The following is a 10,644-nucleotide window of genomic DNA, read 5'->3' as shown; positions in this document are numbered from 1 at the left end:
CTCGCCCAGCGCGCGGTCGCCCGCCGCCGCCCGCGCGCGGATGAACGCCGCGCGCTCCCAGGCGAGCGCCTGGCTCTCGTAATACCCGATCGCGTAATCGACCGGCAGCGCGATCGGCGTCACCTCGGGCGAGGGTCGCAGCCTGAGGTCGACGCGCAGCACATAGCCGTCGCCATCGCGCGCCTGGAGCAGCTCGACGACCCGCCGCGCGATCCGCACCGCCGCCTCCTCCGGCTGCTCGCGGGGCCGGCGCGGCAGCGTAGCGGGGTCGAAGATCAGGATCGGATCGATGTCGGAGGAATAGTTCAGCTCCCCCGAGCCCTGCTTGCCAAGCGCGATCGCGGCGAAACCGCGCGCCGGTTCGCCTGGCGTGCGCTCGGCGACGGCGGCGGCGATCGCCTGATCGAGCGCCGCATCGGCGAAGCGGGTCAGCGCGCCGGTCACAGCCGTCAGGTCGAGCGCGCCGGCCAGATCGCCGATCGCGACGTTGAGCGCCAGCGACCGCCGCGCCAGCCGCAAGCGCCGCGCGACCGGCTCGGCATCGTCGAGCCGTGGCGAAAGGTCGATCCGGCCTTCGATCAGCGCGGCGACGATCGCCGGCTGACGGTCGATCAGCCCGGCGAGAAACGGCGCTTCCCGCGCTCGTGCCAGGGCATCGGCGATCGCGACCGTCATCAGATCGTCACAGGCGGCGCAACATCCGGCTCATTCGGTCGTTTATAACGCCATGGTCACCATGATTCATCAGGCCGCACCACCGATGACCGGCTATGTCGTGCCATCGCCGCGCGCCACCGATGCGATCGGGGCGGCGCTGCGCGATGCCTATGGGAGCCGGGGCGGCCTGCCCGAGGAGATGATCGCGGCGTTGCGTGCGTTGGATCGCCACGGTCGCGGCTGACGGTCGCGACCTATCGTCCGCGGCTCAGGTGATCGACCTCGCCCATGATCGCGTCGAGTGCGGTCACGTCGCGGTCGGTCTCGTGATCGCGGCGTGACGGCAGCTTGCCCTCGGTCAGCAGCGCGTCGAGCGCGACCCGGCCGCGCGCGACGCGGCTCTTGATCGTTCCGACCGCGACCTGGCAGATCTCGGCCGCTTCCTCATAGGCGAAGCCACCCGCGCCCACCAAGATCAACGCCTCGCGCTGCGGCTGCGGCAGGTGGAGCAGCGCGCGCTGCATGTCGCCAAGCTCGACATGGCGGTCCTGGCTGGCGGGGGCGGCAAGGATGCGGTCGGCGACCAGATCATCCCACTCGCCCTTGAAGCGCGCGCGGCGCATCTGCGACAGATACAGGTTGCGCAGAATGATGAAGGTCCAGGCGCGCATGTTGGTGCCGGCCTGGAAGCGCAGCCGCGCCGCCCACGCCTTTAGCAGCGTCTCCTGCACCAGGTCGTCGGCGATGTCGCGGCTGCCCGACAGCGAGCGGCCGAACGCGCGCAGGTGCGGGATGACTTGCGCCAGCTCCTTCTTGAACTCGGGGTCGGACAGCGAGACATGTTCGACCGGCGGCTCGATCGGAAGATCGTCGTCGTTCTGATCCGGAAACAGCTTGCTCATCACCACCCCATCGACGGTATCGGCGCATTGTCATGCCGACCCGTGCGTGCCGAAGTTAGGCACGCCACCGTCGTTTTACCAGCAATCGACGTTGCTAATAGATATAATAGATGGCGATGAAGGCGACGATCACCAGCACTAGCGACGCCGCCAGCACATAGCGCGTGACATGCGTCGTCGCACCGCCACGCGCATCGTCGGTGTCGAGATGGATGGGGCGGTCGGAATGTGGATCAGCCATGGCGCACCAACCCCTCGACCCGGTTTTGGCTCCGTAACAATCGCTGCCTCATGCCGCCGGCACCGTCGTCTGGTCGAAGAACAGCGCTTGGCTGATCGCCGCCTTGACGGTTGAGCGCTGGAACGGCTTGGTGATGAGAAAGGTCGGCTCCGGCCGCTCACCGGTCAGCAGCCGCTCCGGGAAGGCGGTGATGAAGATCACCGGCACCTCGAACTCGGCGAGGATGTCCTTGACCGCGTCGATGCCGGAGCTGTCATCGGCGAGCTGGATGTCGGCGAGCACCAGGCCCGGGCGATCGTCCATCGCCAGCGCCACCGCCTCGTCGCGAGTGACGGCGACGCCGGTGACCTCGTGGCCCAGGTCGCGGACGATCGTCTCGATATCCATGGCGATGATCGGCTCGTCCTCGATGATCAGGACGCGGGCGCGGGTCTGCTTCTCGATCTCCGCCAGCGCCTCGGCGACCAGGCTGTCGACCTCGTCGGTGTCGACGTCGATCAGATAGGCGGTGTCCTCGGGCGTGAACCCCTCCATCGCCGTCAGCAACAGCGCCTGGCGCGACAGCGGCGTCATCCGCGACAGCCGCGCGCGCGCCACCGCCTCAGGCCCGTCGGCCTCGGACGCGGTGTCGGGCCGCTCGTCGAAATTGGTCGAACCCCAGATGCCCTGGAACATGCGATACAGCCCGAGCCGCGGGTCGATGTCGGTGGGGAACTGGTCGGGCGCGGCGACGATCGCCTCCAGCGTGGCGCGGACATATTTGTCGCCATGGCTCTGGCTGCCGGTCAGCGCCCGGCCGTAACGCCGCAGGAAGGGTAGATGCGGAGCGAGTTGCTGTCCAAGCGACATGGGTCGAGAAAACTCCCTGAGAATGCCCGCGTCCCATGCGCCCGGAACGTCGGCGAAAGCAACCGTGTCTGAACCCCCGCCAATACCGGTGCCAAAGCCGCCGGACATGTCGCAGAATTTTGGCGCGGTGTCGGGAACCGACGAGCGGCTATTTGGTTTCATGCGCTGATCAGGCTTCTGTTCCGTGCGACGATGGAATAGAGTGGTGTTTGCAATTCACGGTGTCGTGTTCGAGAGGGAAGCTGTTGAGTTCCGACACGACGCCAAAGACGCCATCCGTGAAGAAGCCAGCCGCCCGCGCCCAGAGCAAGGATCGCGACACCGGCGCGGCACTTCGTTCCGTGTATCAGAAGACGGTCGATGAAGCGGTGCCGTCGGACCTGATGGACCTGCTCGGCAAGCTTAGCTGAGCTGCCGTTGGATGGCAGGCAGAAGGCTGATCCCTCAGTGACGCCGCCGCTCTCGACAGTCCAGGGCACCGCATCGTCCGCGGTCGTCGCCGGCCCCGACTATCTCGGCGTCGCGAGCTGGATGGCGCGGCGGCCGACCGGGGCCAAGCTCTTCCTGATTCTCAGCATCGCGCTGCTGCCGTTGGCGCTGATCGCCATGGGCGCGACGTTGCAGACGACGCGGCTGGCCGATGCCGAGGCTCATGCCAGGCTACGGGTTGCCGCCGACGAGAGCGCGCGGGCGATCGCGATCGAGCTGATCGGCGACATGACCGCGCTGCGCGTCGCCCTCAACGCGCTGGGCAGCGACCCCGCCGACGCGCCGAGCTGCGCGCGCGCGCAGGGCATCTTCCAGCAACAGTCCGCATCGGGCACCCGCTTCGTCATTGCCGACCGTGCCGGGCGGCTGCTCTGCGGACAGCCCTTGCCGAGCAACGTCGCCCCGCACGAGACCGGCGCACCGATCACCGGCGCGATCGTGCCGGGCCAGGGCGTGGTGCTCGCCATCTCGGGGCCGGGCAACACCTCCGCCCGCGCCTTCTTCCCCCAGCGCTTTCTCGCCAGGATCGGCACGCCCAGCACGCGCGCGACGCTGTACGGCAGCGCGCTGGAGCATGACGACGACGTGCTGGAGCTCGCCAGCACCGCGCACGAGCGAGCCACCGATCGCACCGAGACGATGCGGATGGCGCTGGGGATCGCCGGCCTGTCGCTGCGCACCAGCGTGCGCAGCGCGCCGATCACTTCCTCCTTCCTGGTCGCGCTGCTGCTGCCGATCCTGATGTGGGCGGCGGCGGCCAGCATCGGCTGGTTCGTGGTCGACCGGCTGCTGATCCGCCCGCTGCGCCAGCTGCGCGCCAGCGTCGCCGCGTTCAAGCCGGGCGAGGTGATCGACCCCGGCACGCTCCATGCGCTGCCCGCTCAGGAGATCCGCGATCTGGGCGACACGTTTCGCGCGATCAGCCGGACGGTGGCGCTGCACGAGGCGGGGCTTGCCGAAGGGCTGGTGCGCCAGACCAAGCTGACCCGCGAGGTGCATCACCGGGTCAAGAACAACCTGCAAGTCATTGCCAGCCTGATCAATTTCCACGCGCGTGGCGCGCCCAGCGCCGATGCGATCGCCGCCTATGGTTCGATCCAGCGGCGCGTCGACGCTCTCGCGGTGGTGCACCGCAACCACTTCGCCGATGTCGAGGAGAATCGCGGCCTCAACCTGCGGGCGGTGATCGGCGAGCTGGCGGCCGGCATCCGCGCCACCGCGCCCGAATCCTCGCATCGCCTCGCCATCGTCCTCGACATGGAACAGCTGCTGGTGACCCAGGATGTCGCGGTGGCGGTCGCCTTCCTGGTCACGGAAATCGTCGAGCTGGCGATGGCCTGCGACGCCGCCGCGCAGGTCCGCATCTCGCTCAAGAGCCATCCCGACGAGGATGGCCGTGCGGTGTTGCGGGTCGTATCGCGAGCGCTGGTGGAAGGCGACATGCTGACCGACCTCATCGCCACCCGCTATGGCCGGGTCATGGAGGGGCTGTCGCGACAGCTTCGATCCAAGCTGCACCACGATCCGCTGGTCGGTGCCTATGAGATCACGATCGCCGTGGTCGGGCGCAGCTAGGCGCACTAAAAATCGGACGATCAGCAAAAAAGCCGGAACCAGATCAGCAAAGCCTCGTTATCATCCTCGGAACGCGACAAGACGCCCCCCCGCTCTCGCGAACCAAGACATAGGCCCGGAAGCGCTCACCCCTCCCCCCCCCGGTGACGCTTCCGGGCCTTTAATCTTCTACATCGATGAGACCGGCGAGGCTCGGCACCGGGCGGCAGCGAACATGTGTTGCTGGTGCACCCGACTGGATTCGAACCAGTGGCCTCTGCCTTCGGAGGGCAGCGCTCTATCCAGCTGAGCTACGGGTGCAGAGCGCCGCGATTAGCAGCGTCGGCGCGGCGGCACCAGCCCTATCGATGCGGGGCCAGCGTCACCGGCTGGAACGACGCCAGCCCGCAACTCGCGCCACGGGTCAGCGGCGCTTCATGAAGGACGGTGATGATATCGGTCGAGCACAACTCGCTGAGGCTCGTCTCGTAGGCGAAGCGCCGCTCGAAACCGAGCTCGGGACAGGCATAGGGCAACGTCACGCGATAGGCACCGGGCGAGCGGGCGCGGGTGATGAAGTCGATGGTGCGATCGTCGCGCACCTGCGTCTCGCGGATCGAGGTCAGCGGGATGCAGTGCACCGCCGGCCCCGACGGCACCGCTTCCGGCACGCGATCGCGCGAGGAGAGGCCCGCCGCGGTTGCGGTCGCAGCGGTGCAGCAGATGGCGGCGAGAAACAGCGGGCGCATCAATCCATCTCCTCGGTCGACGGCCTTGGCAATGCGGCGGCCGGTGCCGGTGTCTTGAGCTTGAACGCGCAAAGCTCGGCTTCGATGCAGCGCCAGCATTCCGGCCGCCGCGCCTTGCAGACGTAGCGGCCGTGCAGGATCAGCCAGTGATGCGCGTGTCGCCGGAAGGTGGCGGGCGTCACCTTGTCGAGCACCGCCTCCACCGCCAGCGGCGTCTTGCCGGGGGCGAGACCGGTGCGGTTGCCGACGCGGAAGATGTGAGTGTCGACCGCGATCGTCTCGTGCCCGAATGCCACGTTGAGCACGACGTTGGCGGTCTTGCGGCCGACGCCGGGCAGCGCCTCCAGAGCCGCGCGGTCTTCCGGCACCTCGCCGCCATGCCGGTCGATCAACGCCTGCGACAGCGCGATGACGTTCTTGGCCTTGGTGTTGAACAGGCCGATGGTGCGGATGAACGGCTTCAGCCCCGCCTCGCCGAGCGCGACCATTTTGGCGGGGGTGTCGACGGTGGCGAAGAGCGGCGCGGTCGCCTTGTTGACGCTGACGTCGGTCGCCTGCGCCGACAGCGCCACCGCGACCAGCAGCGTGTAGGGGTTGCCGTAATCGAGTTCGGTCTGCGGGTTCGGATCGGCCTCGGCGAGGCGGCGGTAGAACTCGAAGACGTCGGCGCGCTTCATCGCCTAGAGCCCGAGGACATCGCCCATGCGGTAGCGGCCGGCGGGCTGGCCGACGAGCCACAACGCCGCCCGCACCGCCCCGCGCGCGAAGATCGAGCGGTCCTGGCCGATGTGGCTGAGCTCGATCCGCTCGCCCTCTCCCGCGAAGATCACGCTGTGATCGCCGATCACCGAGCCGCCGCGCAGCGAGGCGAAGCCGATCGTACCCTCGCACCGCGCACCCGTCAGCCCGACGCGGCTGTCGACGCGGACCTCGCCCAGGCTGGTGCCGCGGCCCTTGGCGGCGGCCTCGCCGAGCAGCAGCGCGGTGCCCGACGGCGCGTCGACCTTGTGGCGGTGATGCATCTCGACGATCTCGATGTCCCAATCGCTGCCGAGCCGTGCCGCCGCCTCGCGCACCAGGATGCCGAGCAGGGTGACGCCCAGCGAGGTGTTGCCGGTCTGCAGCACCGCGACGTCGGCGGCGGCGGCGTCGATCAGCGCCTGGTGCGTCATCGACAGGCCGGTGGTGCCGATCACGATCGGGGTGCCGGTCGTGCGGGCGGCGTGAAGATGCGCCTCCAGCGCCGACGGTACGGAGAAGTCGACCAGCACGTCGGCGCGGTGACCGAGCGATAACGGATCGCCACCCGCCTCGACGCCGCCGGCCAGCACTGCACCTGCATCGGCAATGGCATCGGCGATGGCGCGGCCCATCCGCCCCGCGCTGCCAAATATGCCGATCGCGACGCCCATCACAGGCCAGCTACGATGAAGAGGACGCAAAGGATGAGGGTGGCGGACGTCATCCGCCGGCCCTGCGCGCGGCCAGCGGACGCGGCAAGGATTTTGTCGCCGACCACCGCCGCTTCAATCTTGCTGCATTGCAACAGACGTGTCAGCTTGCCGTCAGCAGGCTGATAAGCGCGTGCCGTATAGCCTGCCTGTGTTCCTTCCACCTCGCGTTCGACAGGCCGGCCGATGACCACCTCCACCGCGACGCCACTGCCGCCCGCCCGGACGCTTGACCGCCGGCGGCAGCTTCGGCTGATCGGCATCGCCGCGCTGGTGATGCTCGGCCTGTGGCTGCTGGTCGCCGCCGTTCGCCACTTGGCCGCGGCACCCGCTCCGGCCGAGGCAACCCTGCCGGCGGGGACGTTCCGGGCGACGCCGGAACAGCTGACGACGATGAAAGTCGAGGCGGTGCGATCGGGCGAAGCGGCGGGGCTGGTGCAGGCGACCGGGACGATCTCGGTCGACGAGGAGCGGTCGACACCGGTGCTGTTGCCCTTCTCCGGCCAGGTGGCGGAGGTGCTGGTCGCGGCGGGGCAGTCGGTGGCGAAGGGCCAGCCGCTGCTACGCCTCGCCTCCGCCGACTATAACAACGCGCGCAACGCGCTGGCGGGCGCGCAGGCGCAGCAGCAGACCGCCCAGGCCCAGCTGAAGATCGCCCGCGACAATGCGGCGCGGCAGGAGGCGGTCTACAGGACTGCGGGCGGCGCGCTGAAGGACTATCGCCAGGCGCAGAGCGACCTTGTCGCCGCACAAGGACAGGCGGCGACCGCGGCGAGCGCGGCGGCGACGGCGCGCGGCCAGCTGGCGCTGCTCGGCGGCACCCAGACGTCCGCGACGCTCGCCAGCTATCTGTCGCCGGTGTCGGGGATCGTCGTCGCCCGCAACGTCGCGCCCGGGCAATATGTCGGCGCGGGCGGCGACAAGCCGCTGATGACGGTCGCCGACCTGTCGAGCGTCTGGCTGATCGCGCAGCTGCCGGAAAGCGATGCGGCGGCGGTCAAGGTCGGCGACCCGGTGACGGTGACCACCCCTGCCTATCCCGGGCGCTCATTCCGCGCGACGATCGACAATGTCGGCGCGGCGCTCGATCCGGCCACGCATCGCCTGCCGGTGCGCGCCAGCGTCGCCAATCCCGGCGCGGCGCTGAAGCCGCAGATGTTCGCGAGCTTCGCGATCCAGCGCATCGCGCCCGCCGGCCGTGGCAGTGCTAGCGGCATCCTGGTGCCGTCGCAGGCGGTGGTGCATGAGGGCGACGGTGCGCGCGTGTGGCTGTCGCTCGGCAACGGGCTGCTCCGCGCGCAGGCGGTGACGGTCAGCGACAGCGCCGACGGCACGGATACCGTCACTGCGGGGCTCAAGCCCGGCGATCGGATCGTCACGGCCGGGGCGCTGTTCGTCAATCAGGCCGGCCTGGGCGGCTGACGAGGCGATGAACCGTCTGCCATGAACCGCTTGGTCGAGTTCGCGCTGCGCCAGCGCATCCTGATGATCGTGACGCTGGTGGGGATGGTCCTCGCCGGCGGCCTTGCCTTTGCCAACCTCAACATCGAAGCCTATCCCGATCCCGTCCCGCCGATGGTCGAGGTGCTGACCCAGTCCAAGGGCATCTCCGCCGAGGAGATGGAGCGCAACGTCACCATTCCGATCGAGCAGGTGATCGCCGGCGTCCCCAACGTGACGGCGGTGCGTACCATCTCGCTGTTCGGCCTGTCCGACGTAAAGATCCAGTTCAGCTACGATGTCGGCTTTCGCGAGGCGGAGCAGCGGGTGCTCGGCCGGCTGTCGCAGCTGTCGCTGCCAGCGGGCGTCCAGCCGCAGATCAGCCCGACCAGCCCGGTCGGCGAGATCTTCCGTTATCGCCTCTCCGCCCCGCCCGGCTATTCGGTGATGGACCTGAAGACGCTGCAGGACTGGGTGCTGCAACGCCGCTTCAAGCGCATCCCCGGCGTCGCCGACGTCACCGGCTGGGGCGGCAAGCTGCGCACCTATGAAGTGGTGATCGACAACGACAAGCTGGTCGCGCAGGGCGTCACCATCGCCCAGGTGCTGGGCGCGATCGGCAAGAGCGACGGCAATGTCGGCGCGCAGACGATCAACTTCGGCCCGCAGGCGGCGATCGTGCGCGGCGTCGGACTGATCCAGTCGGCCGACGCGATCAGCAACGTCATGGTCTCCACCAACGCCGGCGTGCCGGTGCTGCTGCGCGACGTCGCCAACCTGCGGATCGGCAACCAGCCGCGGCTGGGGATCACCGGCATCGCCACTCCCGGACAAGCCGATGACGACGACGCGGTGATGGGCATCGTCCTGATGCAGCGCGGTGCGCAGTCGATGCCGACCATCGCCCGCGTCAAGCAGGAGGTCGAGACGATCAACGCGACCGGCGTGCTGCCGCCCGGCGTGACGCTGACGCCGATCTACGACCGGTCCGACCTGATCGAGCTGACCACCCACACGGTGATGCACAATCTGGTCGAGGGCATCCTGCTGATCTTCGTCCTGCAATGGCTGTTCCTCGGTAATCTGCGTTCGGCGGTGATCGTTGCGCTCACCATCCCCTTCGCGCTGTCGTTCGCGGTGCTGATCCTGACGGTGCAGGGCGAGTCGGCGAACCTGCTCTCGGTCGGCGCACTCGACTTCGGGCTGGTGGTCGACGCCAGCGTCATCATGGTCGAGAACGTGTTCCGCCACCTGGTCGAGCGCTGGCGGGCGATCGAGGCGGGGCGGTTCCGCGCCAGCCACGCCAACCGCTTCTCGGCGATCCTGCACGGCAGCCATGAGGTCAGCCGCGGCATCTTCTTCGCCGCTGCGATCATCATCGCCAGCTTCCTGCCGCTGTTCACCCTGACCGGCGTCGAGGGCCATATCTTCGGGCCGATGGCCAAGACCTATGCCTATGCGATCGCCGGCGGGCTGATCGCGACCTTCACCGTCTCGCCGGTGCTGTCCTACCTGCTCCTGCCCGACAAGCTGGACGAGGTGGAGACCTGGATCGTGCGCGGGATGCGGCGGCTGTACGAGCCCGCCGCCGCGTTCGCGCTCGCCAACCGGGTGCTGACGCTGGGCATGACGGGGCTGCTGATCCTGGTGTCGATGGTGGCGGTGCGCCAGCTCGGCATCGAGTTCCTGCCGCATCTGGAGGAGGGGAACCTCTATATCCGCGCGACCCTGCCTGCCTCGATCTCGATCGAGGGCGGGCAGCCGACCGTCAACGGCATCCGCCGCATCGTCGCCTCCTATCCGGAGGTGCAGCGCGTCATCTCCACCCATGGCCGCCCCGACGACGGCACCGACGCGACCGGCTTCTTCAACGCGGAGTTCTACACGCCGCTGAAGCCCGCCGGCGAGTGGCCCGCCGGCGTCACCAAGGACAGCCTGACCGCCGAGATCCAGGGCAGGCTGGAACGGCGCTATCCCGGCGTCGACTTCGAGTTCTCGCAATATATCCAGGACAATGTCGAGGAAGCGTCGTCGGGGGTGAAGGGGGCCAACTCGGTCAAGGTGTTCGGCCCCGACCTCGCGACGCTGGAGCAGCTGAGCGGCAGGATCATGCGCGAGCTGAAGCAGGTGCGCGGCATCACCGACCTTGGCATCTCGTCATCGCTGGGGCAGCCGACCGTCAGGATCGACGTCAACCGCGCCGCCGCCGCGCGCTATGGCCTGACGCCGGACGACGTCAACACCACCGTCGCCGCCGCGATCGGCGGCTCCAGTCCGGGCGACCTGTACGAGGCGACCACCGACCGTCACTT

General features: G+C 68.7%; 13 protein-coding genes and 1 tRNA gene. 5 read left to right on the top strand and 9 right to left on the bottom strand.

Annotation, left to right across the window (positions count from 1 at the left end):
• The coding region (locus HUU96_RS05200; protein ID WP_254605015.1) for a DUF294 nucleotidyltransferase-like domain-containing protein at positions 1-675 on the bottom strand (675 nt) is incomplete at its 3' end.
• A 52-nt stretch (positions 676-727) separates the two neighbouring features.
• On the opposite strand from HUU96_RS05200, the gene HUU96_RS05195 reads away from it, so the two are divergent.
• Positions 728-901, top strand: a complete 174-nt coding sequence (locus tag HUU96_RS05195; RefSeq protein ID WP_174291792.1) for a hypothetical protein — start codon at positions 728-730, stop codon at positions 899-901.
• Between the two features lie 10 nt (positions 902-911).
• Here HUU96_RS05195 and HUU96_RS05190 read toward each other — a convergent pair whose 3' ends face one another.
• The 3 genes from HUU96_RS05190 to HUU96_RS05180 all read right to left on the bottom strand — a co-directional run bounded on the left by HUU96_RS05190 (position 912) and on the right by HUU96_RS05180 (position 2,649).
• On the bottom strand, positions 912-1,559 hold the full coding sequence (locus HUU96_RS05190) for a sigma-70 family RNA polymerase sigma factor (RefSeq protein ID WP_174291791.1): 648 nt from the start codon (positions 1,557-1,559) through the stop codon (positions 912-914).
• A gap of 94 nt (positions 1,560-1,653) precedes the next feature.
• Positions 1,654-1,800, bottom strand: a complete 147-nt coding sequence (locus tag HUU96_RS05185; RefSeq protein WP_174291790.1) for a hypothetical protein — start codon at positions 1,798-1,800, stop codon at positions 1,654-1,656.
• A gap of 48 nt (positions 1,801-1,848) precedes the next feature.
• Positions 1,849-2,649 carry a response regulator gene (locus HUU96_RS05180; RefSeq protein ID WP_174291789.1) on the bottom strand — a complete coding sequence of 267 codons (801 nt, stop codon included), beginning with the start codon at positions 2,647-2,649 and terminating at the stop codon, positions 1,849-1,851.
• A gap of 278 nt (positions 2,650-2,927) precedes the next feature.
• On the opposite strand from HUU96_RS05180, the gene HUU96_RS15255 reads away from it, so the two are divergent.
• Together HUU96_RS15255 and HUU96_RS05170 are read left to right on the top strand one after the other, a co-directional pair.
• Positions 2,928-3,059 (top strand): NepR family anti-sigma factor, encoded by a 132-nt coding sequence (locus tag HUU96_RS15255; RefSeq protein ID WP_174291788.1) that lies wholly within the window; start codon positions 2,928-2,930, stop codon positions 3,057-3,059.
• Positions 3,060-3,180: 121 nt separating this feature from the next.
• Entirely contained in the window at positions 3,181-4,713 is a 1,533-nt protein-coding gene (locus HUU96_RS05170) for a sensor histidine kinase (RefSeq protein WP_174291793.1), read from the top strand.
• A 223-nt stretch (positions 4,714-4,936) separates the two neighbouring features.
• Here HUU96_RS05170 and HUU96_RS05165 read toward each other — a convergent pair.
• From HUU96_RS05165 to HUU96_RS05145, 5 genes are all read right to left on the bottom strand, one after another.
• Positions 4,937-5,013 (bottom strand) — tRNA-Arg (locus HUU96_RS05165).
• Between the two features lie 41 nt (positions 5,014-5,054).
• Positions 5,055-5,441 (bottom strand): hypothetical protein, encoded by a 387-nt coding sequence (locus tag HUU96_RS05160; RefSeq protein ID WP_174291787.1) that lies wholly within the window; start codon positions 5,439-5,441, stop codon positions 5,055-5,057.
• Positions 5,441-6,118 carry an endonuclease III gene (nth, locus tag HUU96_RS05155; protein ID WP_174291786.1) on the bottom strand — a complete coding sequence of 226 codons (678 nt, stop codon included), beginning with the start codon at positions 6,116-6,118 and terminating at the stop codon, positions 5,441-5,443. Before nth ends, HUU96_RS05160 begins: the two co-directional genes overlap by 1 nt.
• A 3-nt stretch (positions 6,119-6,121) precedes the next feature.
• Positions 6,122-6,853: a 4-hydroxy-tetrahydrodipicolinate reductase gene (dapB, locus tag HUU96_RS05150; RefSeq protein WP_174291785.1), complete on the bottom strand. Its 732-nt coding sequence runs from the start codon at positions 6,851-6,853 to the stop codon at positions 6,122-6,124.
• Entirely contained in the window at positions 6,853-7,092 is a 240-nt protein-coding gene (locus tag HUU96_RS05145; RefSeq protein WP_174291784.1) for a hypothetical protein, read from the bottom strand. The genes dapB and HUU96_RS05145 overlap by 1 nt, the downstream gene beginning before the upstream one ends.
• Here HUU96_RS05145 and HUU96_RS05140 point away from each other — a divergent pair.
• Both HUU96_RS05140 and HUU96_RS05135 read left to right on the top strand, forming a co-directional pair.
• The gene (locus HUU96_RS05140; RefSeq protein ID WP_174291783.1) at positions 7,079-8,314 is read left to right on the top strand and encodes an efflux RND transporter periplasmic adaptor subunit; all 1,236 of its coding nucleotides are present in this window, start codon (positions 7,079-7,081) and stop codon (positions 8,312-8,314) included. The two genes, HUU96_RS05145 and HUU96_RS05140, sit on opposite strands and share 14 nt — an antisense overlap.
• Positions 8,315-8,335: 21 nt before the next feature.
• The coding region (locus HUU96_RS05135; RefSeq protein ID WP_174291782.1) for an efflux RND transporter permease subunit at positions 8,336-10,644 on the top strand (2,309 nt) is incomplete at its 3' end.

Source organism: Sphingomonas bacterium, assembly GCF_903644135.1.
In the GTDB taxonomy this organism is placed as follows: Bacteria; Pseudomonadota; Alphaproteobacteria; order Sphingomonadales; family Sphingomonadaceae; genus Sphingomonas.
Note: the sequence above shows the minus strand (reverse complement) of the source record. Positions and strands in the feature narration are given on the sequence as shown.